The 20667-nt window shown below is 71.8% G+C and carries 17 protein-coding genes and 1 tRNA gene; 12 read left to right on the forward strand and 6 right to left on the reverse strand.

The genetic code is table 11. The annotated features are described in order from the left end of the window. Nucleotide 1: 1 nt before the first annotated feature. Both ACWEPX_RS29335 and icmF read right to left on the reverse strand, forming a co-directional pair. Nucleotides 2–892, reverse strand: a complete 891-nt coding sequence (locus ACWEPX_RS29335; protein ID WP_451900495.1) for a 3-hydroxybutyryl-CoA dehydrogenase — start codon at nucleotides 890–892, stop codon at nucleotides 2–4. Between the two features lie 14 nt (nucleotides 893–906). Then, nucleotides 907–4134, reverse strand: a complete 3228-nt coding sequence (gene icmF, locus ACWEPX_RS29340) for a fused isobutyryl-CoA mutase/GTPase IcmF (RefSeq protein WP_451900496.1) — start codon at nucleotides 4132–4134, stop codon at nucleotides 907–909. A 109-nt stretch (nucleotides 4135–4243) separates the two neighbouring features. On the opposite strand from icmF, the gene paaI reads away from it, so the two are divergent. From paaI to ACWEPX_RS29380, 8 genes are all read left to right on the forward strand, one after another. Further along, complete coding sequence (gene paaI / locus ACWEPX_RS29345; RefSeq protein ID WP_451900562.1) at nucleotides 4244–4612, forward strand: hydroxyphenylacetyl-CoA thioesterase PaaI; 369 nt, start codon at nucleotides 4244–4246, stop codon at nucleotides 4610–4612. A gap of 11 nt (nucleotides 4613–4623) precedes the next feature. Then, nucleotides 4624–5355: a precorrin-6A synthase (deacetylating) gene (cobF, locus tag ACWEPX_RS29350; RefSeq protein WP_451900497.1), complete on the forward strand. Its 732-nt coding sequence runs from the start codon at nucleotides 4624–4626 to the stop codon at nucleotides 5353–5355. 59 nt (nucleotides 5356–5414) lie between these two features. Further along, a complete protein-coding gene (locus ACWEPX_RS29355; protein ID WP_451900498.1) occupies nucleotides 5415–6245 on the forward strand; it encodes an ABC transporter substrate-binding protein in 831 nt (276 codons plus the stop codon). A gap of 1072 nt (nucleotides 6246–7317) precedes the next feature. Then, a complete protein-coding gene (locus ACWEPX_RS29360) occupies nucleotides 7318–8061 on the forward strand; it encodes an amino acid ABC transporter permease (RefSeq protein ID WP_451900499.1) in 744 nt (247 codons plus the stop codon). Next, a complete protein-coding gene (locus ACWEPX_RS29365; protein WP_451900500.1) occupies nucleotides 8058–8801 on the forward strand; it encodes an amino acid ABC transporter ATP-binding protein in 744 nt (247 codons plus the stop codon). The genes ACWEPX_RS29360 and ACWEPX_RS29365 overlap by 4 nt, the downstream gene beginning before the upstream one ends. 81 nt (nucleotides 8802–8882) lie before the next feature. Continuing rightward, entirely contained in the window at nucleotides 8883–9980 is a 1098-nt protein-coding gene (locus ACWEPX_RS29370; protein WP_451900501.1) for a serine hydrolase, read from the forward strand. Nucleotides 9981–11043: 1063 nt separating this feature from the next. Beyond that, nucleotides 11044–11595: a TetR/AcrR family transcriptional regulator gene (locus tag ACWEPX_RS29375; protein WP_451900502.1), complete on the forward strand. Its 552-nt coding sequence runs from the start codon at nucleotides 11044–11046 to the stop codon at nucleotides 11593–11595. A gap of 622 nt (nucleotides 11596–12217) precedes the next feature. Beyond that, nucleotides 12218–12303, forward strand: a tRNA-OTHER gene (locus ACWEPX_RS29380). A gap of 32 nt (nucleotides 12304–12335) precedes the next feature. On the opposite strand, the gene ACWEPX_RS29385 is transcribed toward ACWEPX_RS29380, so the two are convergent. Further along, complete coding sequence (locus ACWEPX_RS29385; protein WP_451900503.1) at nucleotides 12336–13340, reverse strand: methyltransferase domain-containing protein; 1005 nt, start codon at nucleotides 13338–13340, stop codon at nucleotides 12336–12338. Between the two features lie 306 nt (nucleotides 13341–13646). Then, nucleotides 13647–15272: an ABC-F family ATP-binding cassette domain-containing protein gene (locus ACWEPX_RS29390; RefSeq protein WP_451900504.1), complete on the reverse strand. Its 1626-nt coding sequence runs from the start codon at nucleotides 15270–15272 to the stop codon at nucleotides 13647–13649. 90 nt (nucleotides 15273–15362) lie between these two features. Between ACWEPX_RS29390 and ACWEPX_RS29395 the strand changes: the two genes are divergently transcribed. Together ACWEPX_RS29395 and ACWEPX_RS29400 are read left to right on the forward strand one after the other, a co-directional pair. Further along, nucleotides 15363–15617: a hypothetical protein gene (locus ACWEPX_RS29395; RefSeq protein WP_451900505.1), complete on the forward strand. Its 255-nt coding sequence runs from the start codon at nucleotides 15363–15365 to the stop codon at nucleotides 15615–15617. Nucleotides 15618–15649: 32 nt separating this feature from the next. After that, nucleotides 15650–16600: a DNA polymerase domain-containing protein gene (locus tag ACWEPX_RS29400; RefSeq protein ID WP_451900506.1), complete on the forward strand. Its 951-nt coding sequence runs from the start codon at nucleotides 15650–15652 to the stop codon at nucleotides 16598–16600. A 2-nt stretch (nucleotides 16601–16602) separates the two neighbouring features. Here ACWEPX_RS29400 and ACWEPX_RS29405 read toward each other — a convergent pair whose 3' ends face one another. Next, nucleotides 16603–17547 (reverse strand): GlxA family transcriptional regulator, encoded by a 945-nt coding sequence (locus tag ACWEPX_RS29405; protein ID WP_451900507.1) that lies wholly within the window; start codon nucleotides 17545–17547, stop codon nucleotides 16603–16605. A gap of 71 nt (nucleotides 17548–17618) precedes the next feature. Between ACWEPX_RS29405 and ACWEPX_RS29410 the strand changes: the two genes are divergently transcribed. Both ACWEPX_RS29410 and ACWEPX_RS29415 read left to right on the forward strand, forming a co-directional pair. Continuing rightward, entirely contained in the window at nucleotides 17619–18233 is a 615-nt protein-coding gene (locus ACWEPX_RS29410; protein ID WP_451900508.1) for an HD domain-containing protein, read from the forward strand. 50 nt (nucleotides 18234–18283) lie between these two features. Next, complete coding sequence (locus tag ACWEPX_RS29415; RefSeq protein ID WP_451900509.1) at nucleotides 18284–20059, forward strand: chitinase; 1776 nt, start codon at nucleotides 18284–18286, stop codon at nucleotides 20057–20059. Here ACWEPX_RS29415 and ACWEPX_RS29420 read toward each other — a convergent pair. Further along, nucleotides 20043–20642: a hypothetical protein gene (locus tag ACWEPX_RS29420; RefSeq protein ID WP_451900510.1), complete on the reverse strand. Its 600-nt coding sequence runs from the start codon at nucleotides 20640–20642 to the stop codon at nucleotides 20043–20045. The two genes, ACWEPX_RS29415 and ACWEPX_RS29420, sit on opposite strands and share 17 nt — an antisense overlap. Between the last annotated feature and the right edge of the window lie 25 nt (nucleotides 20643–20667).

Raw genomic sequence — 20667 nt, forward strand, 5'->3', positions numbered from 1 at the left:
GTCAGTACTGGTAGAAGCCCCGGCCGGACTTCTTGCCCATGAGCCCGGCGTCCACCATGCGCAGCAGGAGCGGGGGCGCGGAGTACAGCGGCTCCTTGAACTCCTCGTACAGCGAGTCCGCGATCGCCTTGGTGGTGTCCAGGCCGATGAGGTCGGTCAGGCGCAGCGGGCCCATCGGGTGGGCGCAGCCGAGGATCATGCCCTTGTCGATGTCCTCGGCGGAGGCGAAGCCGGACTCCAGCATCCGGATCGCCGAGAGCAGGTAGGGCACCAGCAGGGCGTTGACGACGAAGCCGGCGCGGTCCTGGGAGGCGATGACCTCCTTGCCGAGCACCCCCTCGACGAACGCCTTCGCCCGCTCCTTGGTCTGCTCGGCGGTCAGCAGCGACGGGACCAGCTCGACCAGCTTCAGCACCGGCACCGGGTTGAAGAAGTGCACGCCGATGACCTGCTGCGGGCGGGCGGTGGCCATGCCCAGCTTCATGATCGGGATGGACGAGGTGTTGGAGGCGAAGACGGCCTCGGGGTCCTCGACCACCTTGTCCAGGGTGGCGAAGACCTCGGTCTTGACCGACTCGACCTCGGCGACGGCCTCGACGACGAACTGCCGGTCGGCGAAGTCGTCCAGCGAGGTGGTGAAGCGCAGCCTGCCGAGGGCGGCGTCGCGCTCGTCGGCGGTCAGCTTCCCGCTGCGCACGCCGCGCTCCAGCGACTTCTCGACCCGGGCCCGCCCCGCCTCCGCGGCCGCGCCGCTGACCTCGGCGACGACGACGTCCACCCCGGCGCGGGCGCACACCTCCGCGATGCCCGAGCCCATCAGGCCCGACCCGACCACTCCGACGCGGCTGATCACCGGTTCCCCTTTCGTTCGCGCCCGCTGGTGACCGGGCATGGCCCCAGTATGGCTCAGACGTTGCGGCGGTACTGCCCGCCGACCTCGAAGAACGCCTCGGTGATCTGGCCCAGGGTGCAGACCCGGGCGGCGTCCATCAGCACGTCGAAGACGTTGCCGTCGGTGCAGGCGACCGCGCGCAGCCGGGCCAGCGCGTCGGCGGCCTCGGCCTGGTGGGCCTGCTGGTAGGCCCGCGTCCTGGCGACCTGGGACTCCTTCTCCGCCTCGGTCGCGCGGGCCAGCTCGATCTCGGCGACCTGGTCCTCGTCGCCCTCGGGCGGCAGGAAGGTGTTGACCCCGATCAGCGGCAGCGAGCCGTCGTGCTTGCGGTGCTCGTAGAGCATCGACTCGTCCTGGATGCGCCCGCGCTGGTAGCCGGTCTCCATCGCGCCGAGCACGCCGCCGCGGTCGGAGAGGCGGTCGAACTCGGCGAGCACGGCCTCCTCCACCAGGTCGGTCAGCTCGTCGATGATGAACGACCCCTGCAGGGGGTTCTCGTTCATCGACAGGCCCCACTCCCGGTTGATGATCAGCTGGATCGCCATGGCGCGGCGGACGCTGGACTCGGTCGGGGTGGTGATCGCCTCGTCGTAGGCGTTGGTGTGCAGCGAGTTGGCGTTGTCGTACAGCGCGCACAGCGCCTGCAGGGTCGTGCGGATGTCGTTGAAGTTCATCTCCTGGGCGTGCAGCGAACGCCCGGAGGTCTGGACGTGGTACTTCAGCTTCTGCGAGCGCTCGTTGGCCCCGTAGCGCTCCTTCATCGCCACCGCCCAGATGCGGCGGGCGACGCGGCCGATGACCGAGTACTCCGCGTCCATGCCGTTGGAGAAGAAGAACGACAGGTTCGGGGCGAAGTCGTCGATGTGCATGCCGCGGGCGAGGTAGGACTCGACGTAGGTGAAGCCGTTGGCCAGGGTGAACGCCAGCTGGCTGATGGGGTTGGCGCCCGCCTCGGCGATGTGGTAGCCCGAGATCGACACCGAGTAGAAGTTGCGGACCTTGTTGCGGATGAACCACTCCTGGATGTCGGCCATCATCCGCAGGCTGAACTCGGTGGAGAAGATGCAGGTGTTCTGGCCCTGGTCCTCCTTGAGGATGTCGGCCTGCACCGTGCCGCGCACGTTGGCCAGCGCCCAGGCGGCCAGCTCCTTGCGCTCGTCCTCGTCGGGCTGCCTGCCGTGCTCCTCGACGAAGGCGTCGACGCGCTGATCGATGGCGGTGTTGAGGAAGTACGCCAGGATCGTGGGGGCCGGGCCGTTGATCGTCATCGACACCGAGGTCGTCGGCGCGGTGAGGTCGAAGCCCGCGTAGAGCGCCTTCATGTCGTCCAGGCTGGCGATCGAGACCCCGGAGGTGCCGATCTTGCCGTAGATGTCCGGCGGGGTGTCGGGGTCGCGGCCGTAGAGGGTCACCGAGTCGAACGCGGTGGACAGGCGGGTCGCCGGGTTGCCCTCGGAGAGCAGCTTGAACCGGCGGTTCGTGCGGAAGGCGTCGCCCTCGCCCGCGAACATCCGGGCCGGGTCCTCGCCATCGCGCTTGAACGGGAACACCCCGGCGGTGAAGGGGAAGCGGCCGGGCAGGTTCTCCTTGCGCAGGAACCGGACCAGGGAGGCCTCGTCGTCGAAGCGCGGCAGGGCCACGCGCGGGACCTTGTTGCCCGAGAGCGTCTCCCGCCACAGCGGGGTGTGCAGCTCCTTGTCGCGGACCTTGACGACCAGCTCGTCGGCCCGGTACTGCTCGACGGTCTTGGGCCACTCCGCCAGCGCGACCCGCACCTCGGGGTCGACCGCCTCGGCCGCGGCCGCCGCCACCTCGTCCAGGTCGGCCGACGGGGTGTCCTTGAGGGCGTCGCGGGCGGTCTCCAGCGCGCGGTGCTTGCGGACCGCGGCGACCTGCTCGTCGGTGCGGCGGTGGTAGGCGCGCACGGTGTCGGCGATGTCGGAGAGGTAGCGCTGGCGGGCGAGCGGGACGACGCTGGCCGCGTGCCCGGAGGTCTTGGTCTCCACCCGCGGGAGCACGCCCTCGGCGAAGGGGACGCCCTTGGCCGCGAGCAGGCCGCGCAGCTCCTGGTAGAGGGCGGTGACGCCGTCGTCGTTGAAGGTGGCCGCGCTGGTGCCGAACACCGGCATGTCCGACCACTGCGCGCCGAACGCCTCGCGGTTGCGCACCAGCTGGCGGGCCACGTCCCTGCGGGCGTCCTCGGCGCCGCGGCGCTCGAACTTGTTGATCGCCACCGCGTCGGCGTAGTCGAGCATGTCGATCTTCTCCAGCTGCGACGCCGCGCCGAACTCCGGGGTCATCACGTAGAGGGAGACGTCGACGAACGGCACGATCGCCGCGTCGCCCTGGCCGATGCCGGGGGTCTCGACGATCACCAGGTCGTGCCCGGCCGCCTTGCAGGCGGCGATGGCGTCAGCCAGGCCCGCGGGGACCTCGGTGTCGGCGCCGCGGGTGGCCAGCGAGCGGAAGAAGACCGGGCCGCCGTCGATGCTGTTCATCCGGATGCGGTCGCCGAGCAGCGCGCCGCCGCCCTTGCGCCGGGTCGGGTCGACGGCGATGACCGCCACCCGCAGCTTGTCCTGCTGGTCGACGCGCAGCCTGCGGACCAGCTCGTCGGTCAGCGACGACTTGCCGGAGCCGCCGGTGCCGGTGATGCCCAGCACGGGCACGGTCCTGGCCGCGGCCGCCTCGGCGACCAGGGCCAGCAGGTCGGCGGGGGCGCGGCCGGACTCGATGAGGGTGATGGCCCTGGCCAGGGCGCGCTGGTCGCCCGCGAGCAGGGCCTCGGCGGAGACGTCGGCGGGCAGGGCGTGGTCGCACGCCTCGACCATGGTGTTGATCATGCGGGCCAGGCCGAGCCGCTGGCCGTCCTCCGGGGAGAAGATCCGGGCGACGCCGCGCTCGTGCAGCAGGGCGATCTCGGCGGGCACGATGACCCCGCCACCGCCGCCGTAGACCTTGATGTGGCCCGCGCCCTCCTCCTTCAGGAGGTCGACCAGGTAGGTGAAGTACTCGACGTGACCGCCCTGGTAGGCGCTGATCGCCACGCCCTGGACGTCCTCCTGCAGGGCGGCGGTCACCACCTCGCGCACCGAGCGGTTGTGACCCAGGTGCACCACCTCGGCGCCCTGGCTCTGCAGGATGCGCCGCATGATGTTGATGGCGGCGTCGTGGCCGTCGAACAGGCTCGCCGCGGTCACGAACCGGACCGGGTTCACGGGGCGGTGCAGCGGTGCGGTCATCGTCAGCCTCCAGCGGTGCGGGTGCCGCATTTAGTTTGACGTCCTACTTTCGGAAGGGCAACCAAGGTGTGGGTAGCATCTCCCCGTGATCCCTGAACCCGTAGCCCGCATGATGGCCGATGACCTGGCCTCCTCCGCGCTGGGGATCCAGGTCGCCGACGCGGGCCCCGGCTGGGCCGAGCTCACGATGACCGTCACCGAGACGATGGTCAACGGGCACGGCATCGGCCACGGCGGCTACGTCTTCCTCTTCGCCGACACCGCGTTCGCCTGCGCGTGCAACAGCCACGGGCCGGTGACCGTCGCCGCGGGCGCGGACGTGACATTCGTCGCTCCGGTGTACCAGGGCGACCGCTTGACGGCCCGCGCGGTCGAGCGCACCCGCTATGGCCGCAGCGGGATCTACGACGTGACGGTCACCCGCGGTGACGAGGTGGTGGCGGAGTTCCGCGGCCGCAGCCGCACGCTGAACGGCTAGGTTCTGGCGCTATGCGCATCGAGGTAGTCGGGATCGGCGCGGGCGACCCGGACCAGCTAACCCTCCAGGCCGTCGGCGTGCTCAACCGGGTCGACGTGGTGTTCCTGCTCGACAAGCCCGACGCGGCGGGCGAGCTGATGGCCCTGCGCGAGGCGCTGATCAGCCGCCACGCCCCGCAGGCCAGGGTCGTGCGCGGCGCCGACCCCGCCCGCGACCGGGTGTCGCCGGGGTACACCGCCGCCGTCGACGACTGGCGGGCCCGGCGCGCGGACGTGTGCGCGGAGATGGTCGCCGACCTGCGCCCCGGCGAGGTCGGCGCGTTCCTGGTGTGGGGCGACCCGTCGCTCTACGACAGCGTCATCGCGGTCCTGGCCGACGTGCGCGAGCGCGGGGTGGACTTCGAGCTGGGCGTGGTGCCGGGCATAAGCAGCGTCTCCGCCCTGGCCGCCCGGCACGCCACGACCCTCAACCAGGTCGGCGGGGCGGTGCAGATCACCACCGGCCGGCGGCTGGCGCAGGGCTGGCCGGAAGGGGTGGACGACCTGGTGGTCATGCTCGACGCCCGGTGCGCGTTCCTGGCCTACCCGGAGGCGGAGATCCGGTGGGGGGCGTACGTGAGCACCCCGGACGAGATCCTGATCAGCGGGCGGGTGTCGGAGGTCGGCGAGCTGATCAAGCGGGAGCGGGAGCGGGCGCGGGCGGCCAAGGGCTGGGTGATGGACGTCTACCTGTTGCGCAGGTGAGGCGGCCGGCTGGTGGGAGCTCTGTCGCTAGTGGCCGGTACTGCGCGATGATGCGCGGCATGCGCATGATCGCCCTTCTCGGCGCACTCGTGCTCACCGCGTGCGCGCCGGTGGCCGAGCAGCCGACCCCGCCCGGCCAGTCCTGCGTGAAGGCGTCGCTGCCCACGCTCACCCCCGGCAAGCTCACCTTCGCCACCGACGAGCCGGTGTACGAGCCGTGGTACGTGGACAACGACCCGACCAACGGCCGCGGCTTCGAGTCCGCCGTGGCCTACGCCCTGGCCGAGTACATGGGCTACGCCCCCACCGACGTCGTCTGGACCCGCGTCCCCTTCAACGCCGCGATCCAACCCGGCAAGAAGCCCTTCGACGCCAACCTGACCGAATTCTCGATCACCGAGGAACGCCGCCAGGCCGTCGATTTCTCGGCGCCCTACTACGACGTCGCTCAAGCGGTCATCACCCTCAACTCCTCCCCCGCCGCCGAGGTGAAGACCCTCCAGGCCCTCCGCGGGATGAAGCTGGGCGCTCAGGTCGGCACCACGTCATACTCCGCCGCCGTCGCCCTGGGCCCCACCAAGGACGTCGCCGTCTACAACACCAATGACGACGCCAAGGCCGCCCTCACCACCGGCCAGATCGACGCCCTGGTAGTGGACCTCCCCACCGCCTTCTACATCACCTCAGCCGAGCTGACCAACGGCAAGATCGTCGGCCAACTCCCCCGGGGCAACGGCAAACCCGAGCAATTCGGCATCGTCCTCGACAAGGGCAGCCCCCTGACCAACTGCGTCTCCACCTCCATCGAAGCCCTCCGCACCAACGGCATCCTCGCCCGCCTCGAACAGGAGTGGCTCACCACCTCCACCACCGCCCCAGAACTGCGGTGACCGTCCAACCCCGCCTCTCCCTGCGGAGCCGCCGACCCCCAGCACCCGTCCACACCTCGCCCCGCGCTACCACCTCGGCCTCGCGCCACCACCTCGGCCTCGCGCCACCGCAGGGAACACCTGCGCTCGCGCCTCAGTCGGTCAACCGCTCACCGGCGCGCGGAGCTGTCGTCGCTCGGTCGACGGCCGCCCCGTCGACCCTCCGCTGCCGTCGACGGCTTCGCGAGCCAAAGCCAGACACGGCTTCCGTTTCGACGGGTCGGTCGGACCTGCGCAACCCGCGAGGCGTTGGGTTGACTTGGCAGCCCACGAGCGGTCACCGCTCGGCGGCCCGCAGGGTTGTCGGTGACGTGGCCGCCCTGCGGGCCGACTGGAGCCTTCTCGCCCCGCAGGGCGATCGGCGGCTCGGCGTCCGCGGGGCGGTCCATTGCTCAGCGGCCTGCGGGGACGGTCGCGGCTTGGCAGCCCACGGATCGGTCGCGCCCCTCTCAACCCAGGCGGTCGACCGCTTGGCTGCCCACAGGACAGTCCGCCGCTCAGCGGCCCCCGGGGGCGGTCGCGGCTTGGCAGCCCACGGATCGGTCGCGCCCTTCCCAACCCCAGGGCCGTCGACCGCTTGGCTGCCCACAGGACAGTCCGCCGCTCAGCGGTCCACAGGGCGGTTGGCGGCTTGGTAGCCCGCGAAGTCGGTCGGCCCTTCTCGACGCGCAAGACGGTTGACCACTTGGCGGCCTCTGGGGCGGCCCACCGCTCAGCGACCCCGGGGCGGTCGATCACTTGGCGGCCTGCGGGGCAGCTCACCGCTCAGCGGCCAGCGGGGGTGGTCGGCGGGTTGGCGGCTGCAGGGCGGTCGCCGCTTGCCGGTTCGTGGGGCGGTCGCCGCTTGGCGGTTCGTGGGTTGGTGGGTGGCTTGGCGGGGCATAGGGGCGGTGGGTGGTCGGTTGGTGGGTCGTAGGGTGTTGGTGGATTGGCGGGTGGGGGCGTGATGGTGAGCGAAGTGCAGCGGGGGCGGCTGGCTTATCGGCGGTCGCGGGCTCGGCGGTCGACTGCGGTGGCGTTGGGGTCGACTGTGGTGTTTGCGGGGGTCGCGTACTTCGTGGTCACCGGGTCGCCGGGGTGGCCGCGGGTGCGGGAGTCGTTCCTTGACTGGGATGTGGCGGTGGCGTCGCTGCCGTCGGTGGCGGCGGGGTTGTGGCTGAACCTGCGGGTACTGGTGGTGTGCGCGGCGGTGATCCTGGTGATGGGGTTGCTGATCGCGTTCCTGCGGTCGCTGCGCGGGCCGGTGTGGTTTCCGGTGCGGGTGATGGCGACGGTGTACGTGGACCTCTTCCGCGGGCTGCCGCTGCTGATCTGCCTGTACCTGGTCGGGTTCGGCCTGCCCGGGCTGCGGCTGACCGGGGTGCCGAACGATCCGGTGCTGCTCGGCGGGATCGCGTTGGTGCTGGTGTACTCGGCGTACGTCGCGGAGGTATTCCGGGCCGGGATCGAGTCGATCCACCCGTCGCAGCTGGCTGCGGCCCGGTCGCTGGGGCTCGACCACCGCCGGACCATGCGGCTGGTGGTCCTGCCCCAGGCGGTTCGGCGGGTGACCCCGGCGCTGCTCAACGACTTCGTGGCCCTGCAGAAGGACTGCGGCCTCATCTCGGTCCTCGGCGCGGTGGACGCCGTGCGGGCCGCGCAGATCTCGGCGGCCACCGCCTACGACTTCACCCCGTACGTGGTGGCCGGACTGCTGTTCGTCCTGCTGGCCATCCCCTCGGCCCGGCTCGCCGACTTCGTGTCGCGTCGGGCCGCTGAGCGGCAGGGGGCGCTGTGAGCCTGCTGTCCGTGCGCAACCTGACCAAGTCCTACGGCGGTCGACGGGTCCTCGACGGCATCGACCTCGACGTCGCCGAGCACGAGGTGGTGGTCCTGATCGGCCCGTCCGGCTCCGGCAAGTCCACCCTTCTGCGCTGCGTGAACCTCCTCGAAGACCTCGACGACGGCCAGATCATGCTTGACGGCGAGGACATCTCCGACCCGCGGGTCAACCCCGACGTCGCGCGCCGCTCGATGGGGGTGGTGTTCCAAGCGTTCAACCTGTTCCCGCACATGACGGTGCTGGACAACATCACCCTCGCCCCGCGCGTGGTCCACGGCGTCGCCCGCGATGAGGCCGAAGCCGACGCCCACGCCCTCCTGGAGCGCGTCGGCCTCCCGGAGAAGGCCGCGGCCTACCCCAACCACCTCTCGGGCGGCCAGCAGCAACGGGTGGCCATCGCCCGCGCGCTGGCCTACCACCCGCGCCTGCTCCTGCTGGACGAGATCACCAGCGCCCTCGACCCCGAACTCGTCGGCGAGGTCCTGTCCCTGGTCCGCGACCTCGCCACCACCGGCCGCACCATCCTCATGGCGACCCACGAGATGGGCTTCGCCAAGCAGGTCGCCGACCGCGTCTGCTTCCTGGACGAGGGCAGGCTGGTGGAGCAAGGCCCGCCGTCGCAACTGCTGGTGAACCCCACCCACCCCCGCACCCGCCAGTTCCTGCACCGCATCATCGACGCAGGTCGCCTCTGACGCCTTGGCAGGACGGTTGGCCGACGCTTGGACTGAGGCAATCCAGCACCACACTGCGCCGCAATGCGGTTGGATGCCCACATGCGACTCACCCGCCGCACGGCGCTCGGCCTGGGCACGACGACCGCGACGACCGCACTGCTCGGAGCCGTCACCGGCCGAGCGCACGCCACCCCTTCCTCCCCCGCCCCCACCCCCTCCCCCTCGGGCCTCGACGTGGCCGATGACGGCGTCGACCGAAGCGCGGAGCCCGACGCGCAGCCGCCGACCACGTTGGCCCAAGCCCACCACGCCATCGCCTGGCGCTACGCGCGGGAGACCTACCGCGCGGGCGGTGTGTGGTCCTCGGTTGTGGCGATGGCCGACGCAGACGGACAGTTCGACGACGTCGTCGCCGTCGAGGCGGATCGGGTGGTCGAGGCGTACAGCGTCAACAAGATCGCTGTGGCCGTGGCCGTCCTGGACAAGGTCGACCGCGGTTTGCTGCGACTCGACCAGCGGGTCGAGGTCACCGCCGACATCGTCATCCGGGACACCGACGGGATCTTCGGGCTGGATGGCGCCTACCCCAGCTCGGTCACCCTCGGCCATGCCTTAGCCACCCTGCTGACGGTGTCGGACAACACCGCCGTCCGCCTGTGCGGCCTGGTCTGTCCGGCCCTGGAGCTGAACGACATCCTGCGCGCCAAGGGCTTCACCCACACGCAGGTCGTGCCGGTCACCAACCCGAACCGCTTCTTCCTGGGCACCACCACCCCCCGTGAGACGACTTCCCTGCTGCACCGCCTGGCGGCGGGCGAACTCCTCACCGAGTCATCGACCCAGTACCTGCTCAACGCATTGCGCTCCCTCACTTCCTTCACCGACGGAATCCGACTCCAGCTCACCTCCCCCGAACGCCTGCGCGTGGCGACGAAGGCGGGCTGGTTCAACGACGGCCGCAACGAAGCCGGCCTGATCTTCACCCCCGAGGGCGCCCCGGTCGTCAGCTACGCCCTCTTCGCCTCCGGCCCCTTCACCGGCGACGCAGCAACCAACGACGCCGACTTCGGCGCAACCCACCCAGCCCTCCGCGCCCGATCCGCCCTGGGCCGCACCCTGATGAACGCCACCATCCACAACAGCTCCACCACCCGTCGTCCCCACCGCGTCACCTATACGCCCCGCAACGGCGGCTGATCTGGGCACAGGGGCTTCGATCACGGCTGGTTGACCCGAGCGCAGTTGAGTTGCGCTCGGGTCAATCCATGCAGGGCAGCAACCACCTAGCCGTGTCGTGCGCACGGCGGAATGGGGTGTGGGAACTGACGGGCTGGTGTCAGCTCGGGACGGCGAAGGACGGCCGTCTTCGGCACGACTCGAGTTTGCGCCGAGGTCGCACTGGTCGTACCGCGAGCTGATGTCTGGCCGTGCGGTACCACTGCTGGCGAGCGGTCACATGCGGGCCCGTGGGCTCGATTCGGCGTTCGAGGCAGGAGGCGCTGTACTTAGTGGACACTGGGTGGAGGTGCGGAAGGGTTGGTAGACGGGCGAGTCGGCGGGCTGGGGGCTTGAGAGTAGCCGTGTGCTGGCGGCGCAGAACCGCGCGGGTCGGGTTGGGCGGGCTGGGTGGGGTCGAGACGTGGGTGAGGGCTGGTGTGGGTGGATATGGGCTCATGGCAGTGAGGGGTGGAGAGACGGGTGGGCGTGAACTGGTGGCGGGTCGACTGGCGGAGGGGTGGCTGGAATCAGCCGATGGGTAGATGGCGACGGAGTGGCTGAAGCTGGCGAAGGGAGCGGTCGGACTAATGGCCAAGGGGTGGAACCGGCGGGCAGGGGGCTGGAACACCTGAAGAGGTGAGCGGACCGAGCAGAGGGGCGGGAGGGGCAGGAAGACGGGCGGGCGGAGTGGTGGGCGGGACGAGCGGGAGGGGTAGGCGCGGTGGGTAGAGGTCCGCGGAGCGGCTTGAGGGGGTGGGGCGAGTTGCGAAGGAGCGGGCGGAGGGGTCGTGAGGTTGAGTGTCGGCGGGTGGGGTGGGTGCGGGCCGCCTGGGGTGGGGGTGGGGTGGGCGGATTGGGTGGTTGGGGTGCGGGGTGGGGTGTTGATGAGGGCTGGGGTGGGTAGGAGGGAGTGGGTGCGGGTTGGGCGGGACATGGAGGGCTCCTTCGGCTAGAATCGGGGCGGGCGTTCCGGTTTGACTATACGGAACTCGCGCTCCGGGTGTCGAGTGGTCTCAGCTAGTTCTCAGAGAAGAGAGGTGTCGTGGGCGAGAAGCCGATGCGGGCCGATGCTGCGCGGAATCGGGCGCGGTTGTTGGAGGTGGCGTACGAGACGTTCGCTGCTGAGGGGATCTCGGTGCCGGTGGATGAGATCGCGCGGCGGGCCGGGGTGGGGCCGGGGACGCTGTACCGGCACTTCCCGACCAAGGAGGTGCTGTTCCGGGCGATCGTGGCGCATCGGCTGGATCAGATGGCGGAGCAGGGGCGGGCGCTGAGCGAGTCGGCTGAGCCTGGGGAGGCGTTGTTCCAGTTCATCGGGCGGGTGGTCGAGGAGGGGGCGTCCGATCAGGGGCTGGTCGAGGCGCTGGCGGGGAGTGATCCGGTGGGGGTCGAGGACCGGTTCATCGCGATGCTGGGCGAGTTGGTCGACCGAGCCAAGCAGGCGGGGGCAATTCGGGCCGACGTCACCGTTCGGGATGTGAAGACGCTGCTGGTGGGGTGCCAGGCGATGCAGCGGTACAGCAAGGACAAGGGGACGACCGACCGAGTACTCGACGTGGTTCGGTCCGGGCTCGCGCAGCCTGCTGGGGACTAGCAGGGCCCGCGGCCCGCGGCCCGCGGACGGGGGCGCGGCGGGCACACCGGCCGCGGGAGCGCGGACGGTCGTGTGGGCAAGCAGGCGTGGGCAGGGGCTCGTGCGACAGCGGGGTCGCCGAGGCGGCTCGCACGGCAGGGCGCGGGAACCGGCGGAGGTGGGGGCGCCAGCGGAGGCGACGAGGGGCAGGCGCCGAGAGCCAGGGGCCGGACGCCAGGGACCAGGTGCCGGGGGCACGCGGACCCGGACCCGGGGGCCGGGGCCAAGGCCAAGGCCGAGGCCGGGCCGGGGCCGAAGCCGGGCCGGGGCCGAAGCCGGGCCGGGGCCGAGACCGAGACCGAGACCGAAGCCGGGCCGGGCCGGGGCCGAAGCCGGGCCGGGGCCGGGGCCGGGGCCGGGGCCGGGAAGCAGAGCAAGCGCAGGCGGCCGGGTGGAAGGTCGGCGGATCCGGGGGTGGCAGGCGCGGACCGCTGGGCTGATTCGCCCGTGCTGAGGGCAGGCGCTCGCATGACCAGTGGCACCGCCAGGGGCGCGAGTAGCGGCAGGCTCGGGGACCTGCATCGTCAGGGGGAGGTCAGTCTGCCGTCAGGGTGGGCGGGCAGAGTTGTGGGTAGCTGGACGAGGAGAGGTGCCCGGAGTGGCTTAACGGGTTCCTGTTCGCAGGAAGGGTCTTGATGGCCCGCGCAGGTTCGAATCCTGCCCTCTCCGCCGGGCGGCCCCCGCCGCCCGGCCACTGGGAGTCAGGCGGGTTCGAGTTCGAAGATGATCGAGCCTGCCGGGGTGTCTACCGGGTGGGTGTGGACGCAGGTCCAGCCGCCCTCGGCGAAGACGCCGTGCCAGTCGGCGAGGGTGGGCAGGTGCACGCCCATCAGGGCGTGGCCGAGCTCGAAGCCCAAGGTGAAGACCGGCAGGTCGGTGTCCTTGTGCTCGGTGTTGCGGGCCGTCTCGCCGATGAGGAAGCGGCGGGCGTTGGGGAAGAGCGTGCGCAGGTTGCGCAGGGTGGCGACGCAGTTCGGGCGGGGCCAGAAGTCGTGGCCCATCATGAAGCAGGTCAGCAGCTCGACGTCGGTGAACTCCGGACGGGGCTGCAGGGCGAGCACGTCGGCCTCGACGAACGTCACGCGGTCGGCCAGGCCGGAGGCGTTCAGCTCGCCGTCGGCGAACTCCAGGACCGGGGCGGCGACGTCGACGCCGATGCCGGTCGCCTCAGGGAAGGCGCGCATGAGGTCCAGCAGCCGCTGGCCGCTGCCGCTGCCCAGGTCCGCCACCCGCCGCACCGGGAAGTCCAGGCCCGAGATCACCGACCAGAACACCGGGTCGAAGAACCGGGCGTTGATCTCCCGGCAGGCGAAGCCGATCGCCGCGGCGTCGCGGGTGTAGTAGCGGCCGTGGCGGTTGGCGCGGCGCAGCACCGACGACATCGCCGAGAACAACGCGCCGCTGCCCTGGACCAGCCAGTGGAACAGCGAGCGCGTCCGCAGGGTCTCGGCGAACAGCGGGCCGGTCAGCACGTGCGCCTCGGAGCGCTCCACGATCCCCACCGAGGCCAGCGCCTGGAACATCGCGCGGGTCGAGTCGAGATCGAGGTCGTTGTCCTCGGCGAACTGGGCGATCTCCAGTTTCCCGTGCTCGTTCAATTGGTCTAATGCACCGATTTCCCACGCCGCGCCGATGGCCGAAGCCGCGACCGCGGAGTTGAATACGTGCGCCATGGCTCGGCGCGCGTCGAGGTCAATGTCCGTCATTGTCTACCTTTCCGCCCAGTGTCATGCGTCACTGTTTCCCAAGGACTGCGATGCACTGCCGTCGGCAAGCTCCTACCTGCGATTACCACGGCTCAGCAGGGCCGGTGAAATGGGCTGGCACCCGGAACAATCGGACCTCCGTGAAGATCCGGAGCGGACGCTAGTGGCAGCCGTGAGCGACTGTCAAGCCAACTCGACAGTATTTGCGGGAATCCCAGAACCCACTAAAACTCATTCACGGAAAGCGACGGAAACAGTTTCCGCGACTAGGCCGAAAGAGTGATCACAACCGCCGTCCGAATGGTTTCACAGCTCGGTGACCTGGCCGTCGCGCACGGCGATGCGCCGGGTCACGTGCACGGCGTCGAGCATGCGGCGGTCGTGGGTGACCAGCAGCAGGGCGCCCGCGAAGGCGTCCAGCGCCGACTCCAGCTGCTCGATCGCGGCCAGGTCGAGGTGGTTGGTCGGCTCGTCCAGCACCAGCAGGTTGACCCCGCGCGCCTGCAGCAGGGCCAGGCCCGCGCGGGTCCGCTCCCCCGGCGAGAGCGTCGTGGCGGGCCGCAGCACGTGCTCGGCGGTCAGCCCGAACTTGGCCAGCAGGGTCCGCACCTCCGCGGTCGGCCAGTCCGGCACCTCCCGGCCGAAGGCGTCGACCAGCAGCTCGTCGCCCAGGAACCGGGCCCGCGCCTGGTCGACCTCGCCGACGCGCACGCCCGGGCCGACGTAGGACTCGCCCTCGTCCAGTTCGAGGCGGCCGAGCAGCGCGGCCAGCAGGGTCGACTTGCCCGAGCCGTTCGCGCCGGTGATCGCCACCCGGTCCGGCCAGCCGATCTCCAGCGACACCGGCCCCAGGGTGAACGCCCCGCGGCGCACCACGGCGTCGCGCACCGCGGCCACCACCGCGCCCGGTCGCGGCGCCGAGGCGATGGTCATGCGCAGCTCCCACTCCTTGCGGGGCTCCTCCACGACCTCCAGCCGCTCCAGCGCGCGCTCGGTCTGCCGGGCCTTCGCGGCCTGGTTCTCCGAGGTCTCGGCCCGGTAGTTGCGGACGAACTTGTCCTTGTCGGTCGCCTTGCGCCGGGCGTTGCGCACGCCCTTCTCCATCCAGTTGCGCTGCATCCGCGCGCGGGCCTCCAGCGCGGCCTTGGTGGAGGCGAACTCCTCGTACTCCTCGCGCGCGTGCTGGCGGGCGCGCTCGCGCTCCTCCAGGTAGGCGGTGTAGCCGCCGCCGAACTCGGCGACCTGGTTCTGGTGCAGGTCCAGCTCCAGCACCCGGTCCACCGTGCGCGCGAGGAACTCGCGGTCGTGGCTGACCAGCACGGTGGCCGAGCGCAGCCCGGCGATGAACTGCTCCAGCCGCTCCAGCCCGGCGAGGTCGAGGTCGTTGGTCGGCTCGTCGAGCAGCATCACGTCGTAGCGGCTCAGCAGCAGCGACGCCAGGCTCGCGCGCGCGGCCTGCCCGCCCGACAGCGACACCATCTCCTGGTCCAGCCGCAGGTCGGCGGCGATCTCCTCGGCGCGCTCGGCGAAGTCCGCGCCGCCGAGCGCCAGCCAGCGGTCCAGGGCGGCGGCGTACTCGTCGTCGGCGCCGGGCGCGCCCGCGGCCAGCCGCTCGGCGGCGGCGTCCATCACGGCCTGGGCCTCGGCGACGCCGGTGCGGCGGGCCAGGAACGCCCGGACGGTCTCCCCGGGGCGCCGGTCGGGCTCCTGCGGCAGGTAGCCGACGGTCGCCGTCGCCGGGGTGAGGGTCACCGCCCCCTCCTCCGGCGCCTGCAGGCCCGCCAGGGTGCGCAGCAGGGTCGACTTGCCCGCGCCGTTGACGCCCACCAGGCCGACGACGTCGCCCGGGGCGACCACGAGGTCGAGGCCGGAGAACAGGACGCGGTCACCCGGGCCGGCGGCGAGTCCCTTGGCCACCACTGTCGCACTCATACCCCCATGATTACTTACGGTGGCTACCGATTTTCCGGCAGGGCACGCGCGCGGTGTCCGGCGCGGCCCGCGGTGGGCCAGCATGGAGGGGTGGAGCTGGTCTGGGCGCAGCCGTACGAGCGCGACGGGGTCACCGTGCTGCGCGCCGCCGCGGTGACCGGGGGTGGCGGCGGCGGGCACGACGGCCGCCTGCGCGGCCACGGCCTGGGCATGATCAGCAGGCCGGTGGGCGCGTTCGTGGTGCGCGGGGGCGAGGCGCGGTGGGTCCCGGCCGTGGACGTCACCCGAATCGCGTTCGGAGTTCTGGCCGCCGCGGTGCTGGTGGCACGGCTGCGACGGAGTTGACCACGCCCGGCATCGTGGGCAGGGTGGGGCGCATGAGCGGCGAGGAGCGGGACGGCGTCCCGCTGACCAATCTCGACCAGGCCCTGTTCGACGGCGCGGGCGCGACCAAGCGGGACCTGGTCGACTACGTGGACGCCATGCGCGACCGGATGATCCCCGTGCTGCGCGACCGACCGCTGTCGGTGGTGCGGGTGCTGCGCGGGCAGGGGCCGTTCATGCAGAAGAACGTCCCCAAGTACACCCCGGACTTCGTCAAGACGGTCAAGGTGTGGGCCGAGGCGTCCAAACGGGAGGTCTCCTACGCCGTCTGCGACGACCGCAAGACGCTGCTGTGGTTCGCCAACCAGCGCGCCATCGAGTACCACACGACGCTGATCTACGCCGGGACCTGGGACCAGACCCACATCTGCATCGACCTCGACCCGCCGGAGGGCGCGGGCTTCGCCACGGTCGTGGCCGCGGCGCGGCTGGTGCGCCAGGCGCTGGCCGACTCCGGGCTCGAAGGCGTGGTGAAGACCAGCGGCGCCAAGGGCGTGCACATCTTCGTGCCCATCGACAAGCACGAGGTCGACGACGTGGCCGCCGCGACGCGCGCCATCGCCGCCCGCGCCGAGCGGGTCGACCCCGCGCTGGCCACGACCGCGTTCATCCGCGAGGACCGCGGCGGCAAGGTCTTCCTCGACGCGACCCGCTCCGGCGGCGTCACCGTGGTAACCGCCTACAGCCCGCGGCTGCGGCCGGGCACCCCGGTGTCCTTCCCCGTGGCGTGGTCCGATCTGGACTCGGTGACGCCCGCGGACTTCACCATCCACACCGTGCCGAAGCTGATCAGCGGCGACCCGTGGGCCGAGTCGATGCCCGCGCCGCAGCGCCTGCCCGACGACCTGATCGCCGAAGGCCACACGATCCCCGTCGCGCGCGTGCAGGCGATGCACGAGGGCAAGCGGCGCGCGAAGGCCCGCCGGGAGGCCCAGGCCGAGTAGCCCTACGCGCGGAACGTGCGCCGGTAGGACTGCGGCGAGGTGCCGACCACCCGGGTGAAGTGGTGGCGCAGGGTGACCGCCGTGGCGAACCCGGACTCGGCGGCGACCCGGTCCACGGCCAGGTCGGTGGTCTCCAGCAGGTGCTGGGCCCGCCGCACCCGCTCGCGCAGCAGCCAGCGCAGCGGCGGCGCGCCGACCTCGGCCTGGAACCGCCTGGTCAGCGCGCGCGGGCTCAGCCCGGCGTGGCGGGCGATCGCGGCGACGGTGACGGGCGCGGCCAAGTCGGCGCGCAGCCAGTCCAGCGTGGGGCGCAGGCTGCGGTCGGGGTCGGCCGGATCGGGGTGGCGCAGGTACTGGGCCTGCCCGCCGTCGCGCTGCGGCGGGGCGACGATCACGCGCGCCACCTCGGCGGCGAAGGCCGCGCCGTGGTCGCGGCGGACCAGGTGCAGGCACAGGTCGATGCCCGCGGCCGCGCCCGCCGAGGTGAGCACCGGGCCCTCGTCGACGAACAGCACGGCCGGGTCGACGGTGACCGCGGGGTGGCGGCGGGCGAGGTCGTCGGCGAAGCGCCAGTGCGTGGTGGCGCGCCTGCCGTCGAGCAGGCCGGTGCGGGCCAGGTCGAAGGCCCCGGTGCAGATGGAGGCGATGCGCGCCCCGCGGTCGGCGGCGGCGTCGACGGCGGCCAGCACGCCCGGGGGCGGCTCGTCGGCGAAGTCGCGGCGGGCGGGGAGGATGAGCGTGTCGGCGGCGGCCAGCTCGTCGAGGCCGCAGTCGGCCTGGATCGCGTAGCGGCCCGCCTCGGCGGTGGCCGCCCGCGTCGGGGCGCAGACGCGGACGGCGTAGCGGGGCTCGCCGATGAAGTGGACGGCGGTGGCGAAGACCAGCGCGGGGATGCCCAGCTCGAAGCCGACCACCCCGTCGACGGCCAGGACGGCGATGCGGTGCACGTCCGAAACTTAGCGGTAGGCGGCGTTCAGGCCACTCGTGCGGGCACCGGCCGCGCACCACGATGGCGGGCATGTATGACGAACTGGGACTGCCCGACACCGAATTGGCCCGCGGCGCTTGGGAATTCGTCCGCGCCACCCACCCCGAGTACCTCTTCAACCACGCCGTGCGGACCTTCGTGTACGCGCGGGAGATCGGGCGGGGCGCCCAGGTCGACCTGGAGGTGCTGTTCCTGGGCTGCGTGCTGCACGACGTCGGGCTGACGCTCTCGACCGGGCAGCGGTTCGAGGTCGACGGGGCCGACGAGGCCCGGCGGTTCCTGCGCGAGCGCGGCGTCGACGAGGCCGTCGCCGAGGTGGTCTGGCAGGCGATCGCGCTGCACACCAGCGTCGGCATCGCGGGCCGGATGCGCCCGGAGGTCGCCTTGGTGCAGGCCGGTTCGGGCGCGGACGTGTTGGGGGTCAACGGGATCCCGCCGCAGCTGCGGGCGGACACCGAGCGCGTGCTGCCCTGGTTGGACCTGAGCACCGCCATCACCGAGGCCGTGGTCGCCCGGGCGCGGGCCGACGCGCGCACCGCGCCGCCGCTGAGCTTCCCCGCGCAGGTCTACGCCGAGTGGACCGGCGCGGCGGTGCCGGGCTGGCGGGAGCTGATCGCTATGGACAAGCGCGGACAATTGGTCTAGACAATACCCCGAGGCGGCGCTTCCCTGCGCGCCGCTGGAGGAGGTCGTCGATGAACCACGTCCTCGTTCGCCGCCGGAGCGCCGCGGTCGCCGCGGTGCTGGCGCTGACCGCTGGCGGCCTCGCAGCCGCCCCGGGTCTGGCGAACGCCGCCAATCTGCTGGTCAACCCCGGGTTCGAGGACGGGACGCTCAGCGGCTGGACCTGCACGTCCGCGTCGGTGAGCAGCACCGCGCGCACCGGCAGCCACGCGCTGGCGGGCAACGCCACCCCGTCGGACAACGCCCGCTGCACCCAGACCGTCTCCGTCGTGCCGAACACGACCTACGAGGTGTCGGCCTGGGTGCGCGGGAACCCGGTGTACCTCGGGGTCACCGGCGGCCCGTCCACCTGGACGGGCGCGTCGGCCTACACCAAGCTGACGGTCAGCTTCACCACCGGCGCCAACCAGACCAGCGCGCAGCTGTTCCTGCACGGCTGGTACGGCTCGGGCACCTACTACGCCGACGACATCAGCTTCGACGGCCCCGGCGGCGGTCCCGGCGCGCCCGCGGCCCCCGGCAGGCCGACGGCGGGCGCGGTCACCGACACCTCGATCGCCCTGTCGTGGCCGTCGGTCACCGGCGCCGCGGGCTACCGGGTGTACGAGGGCTCGACGCTGCGCGCCACCACCACCGGGACGTCCACGACGATCAGCGGCCTGGGCGCCTGCGAGACCCACACCTTCACCGTCACCGCCCACAACGCCAACGGCGAGTCCGCGCGCAGCCCCGAGGCGAGCGCGACCACGACCGGGTGCGTCGACACCGGACTGCCCAAGCACGCGCTCATCGGCTACCTGCACACCAGCTTCGCCAACGGCTCCGGCTACGTGCGCATGGCCGACGTCCCCGACGCCTGGGACATCATCAACCTCGCCTTCGGCGAGCCGACGAGCGTGACCTCAGGCGACATCCGCTTCACCCTCTGCCCGGTGGCCGAGTGCGCCAACGTGGAGAGCGAGGCGGAGTTCATCGCCGCCATCCGCGCCAAGCAGGCCAAGGGCAAGAAGGTCCTCATCTCCATCGGCGGCCAGAACGGCCAGGTGCAGCTGACCACGACCGCCGCGCGCGACCGCTTCGTCAGCTCGGTGTCGGCCATCATCGACCGCTACGGCCTCGACGGGCTGGACATCGACTTCGAGGGCCACTCGCTCTACCTCAACGCGGGCGACACCGACTTCCGCAACCCCACCACCCCGGTGATCGTCAACCTGATCTCGGCGCTGAAGAGCCTCAAGGCCCGCTACGGCAGCAAGTTCGTGCTGACGATGGCCCCGGAGACGTTCTTCGTCCAGGTCGGCTACCAGTTCTACGGCGGGGCGGGCGGCGGCGACAACCGCACCGGCTCCTACCTGCCGGTCATCCACGCCATGCGCGACGCGCTGACCGTGCTGCACGTGCAGGACTACAACTCCGGACCGGTCATGGGCCTGGACAACCAGTACCACAACATGGGCGGCGCGGACTTCCACATCGCCATGACCGACATGATCAAGGCCGGGTTCACCGTGGCCAACACCGGCCACCGCTTCCCCGGCCTGCGCGAGGACCAGATCGCCTTCGGCCTGCCCGCCGCCGTCAGCGCGGGCAACGGCTACACCCCGCCCCCGGCTGTGCACCAGGCGCTGAACTGCCTGGCGCGCAACCAGAACTGCGGCGGCTACACGCTGCGCGGCGGGCCGTCGCCGTCGATCCGCGGGTTGATGACGTGGTCGATCAACTGGGACCGCTACTACGGCTGGGAGTTCCAGAACAACCACGAGCCGTTCCTCAACGCGCTGCCCTGACCGCCCTGGCGCGGACGGCCCTCGCGCGAACAACGAGGACGGCGGCCAGCGCGCCCAGCAGGAGGCCGCCGATCCCCCACTCCCAGCGGGCGTCGGTCCCCGGCTCGACCGGGACCGGCGCCTGCTGGGCTGCCGGGACCACCGGCGCGGCGACGGCCTGCGTGCCCGCGGGCGTGGCCTCGCCGGTGAAGCCCAGCCTCCCCAACACCTCGGTGAGCCGCTCGGGCTGCCGCAGCGCGCGGCGCACCGGCTCGGCGCCTTCCGGCGCACCCATGATCAGCGTCGTCTCCACAATGCCCTCGGCGAGCAGGATGCGGTCGGTCCGCCAGACGCTCACGTCGTGCACGAGCCAGGTCACGGTCACATACGGGCCGCTGTCGAAGTCGCTGGCGCCCTCGATCTCCGCGCCGTCGTCCAAGAGGGACTGCAGGGCGGTGTAGTCGGCGTCGGTGTGGTAGAGCGCCGCCACGCGGGCTTCGGAGGGCGCGGCGAGCAGGACGCTGGTCGGCCCGCCCGCGGCGGCCGGGCCCGCGCCGAGCGCGAGGCCGATGGCGACGAGGAACACCAGGGCAAGGGATCGCATGCCCCTCATACACCGCAGGCCCCGA

Source organism: Actinokineospora sp. NPDC004072 (assembly GCF_053604195.1).

What these genes read in the sequence shown, in the direction of transcription:
- ACWEPX_RS29415 (WP_451900509.1), top strand. Translation starts at nt 18,284, where the DNA reads ATGAACCACGTCCTCGTTCGCCGCCGGAGCGCCGCGGTCGCCGCGGTG.
- cobF (WP_451900497.1), top strand. Translation starts at nt 4,624, where the DNA reads ATGCGCATCGAGGTAGTCGGGATCGGCGCGGGCGACCCGGACCAGCTA.
- ACWEPX_RS29410 (WP_451900508.1), top strand. Translation starts at nt 17,619, where the DNA reads ATGTATGACGAACTGGGACTGCCCGACACCGAATTGGCCCGCGGCGCT.
- ACWEPX_RS29390 (WP_451900504.1), bottom strand. Translation starts at nt 15,272, where the DNA reads ATGAGTGCGACAGTGGTGGCCAAGGGACTCGCCGCCGGCCCGGGTGAC.
- icmF (WP_451900496.1), bottom strand. Translation starts at nt 4,134, where the DNA reads ATGACCGCACCGCTGCACCGCCCCGTGAACCCGGTCCGGTTCGTGACC.
- ACWEPX_RS29355 (WP_451900498.1), top strand. Translation starts at nt 5,415, where the DNA reads ATGCGCATGATCGCCCTTCTCGGCGCACTCGTGCTCACCGCGTGCGCG.
- ACWEPX_RS29385 (WP_451900503.1), bottom strand. Translation starts at nt 13,340, where the DNA reads ATGACGGACATTGACCTCGACGCGCGCCGAGCCATGGCGCACGTATTC.
- paaI (WP_451900562.1), top strand. Translation starts at nt 4,244, where the DNA reads ATGATGGCCGATGACCTGGCCTCCTCCGCGCTGGGGATCCAGGTCGCC.
- ACWEPX_RS29370 (WP_451900501.1), top strand. Translation starts at nt 8,883, where the DNA reads ATGCGACTCACCCGCCGCACGGCGCTCGGCCTGGGCACGACGACCGCG.
- ACWEPX_RS29335 (WP_451900495.1), bottom strand. Translation starts at nt 892, where the DNA reads ATGCCCGGTCACCAGCGGGCGCGAACGAAAGGGGAACCGGTGATCAGC.
- ACWEPX_RS29420 (WP_451900510.1), bottom strand. Translation starts at nt 20,642, where the DNA reads ATGCGATCCCTTGCCCTGGTGTTCCTCGTCGCCATCGGCCTCGCGCTC.
- ACWEPX_RS29400 (WP_451900506.1), top strand. Translation starts at nt 15,650, where the DNA reads ATGAGCGGCGAGGAGCGGGACGGCGTCCCGCTGACCAATCTCGACCAG.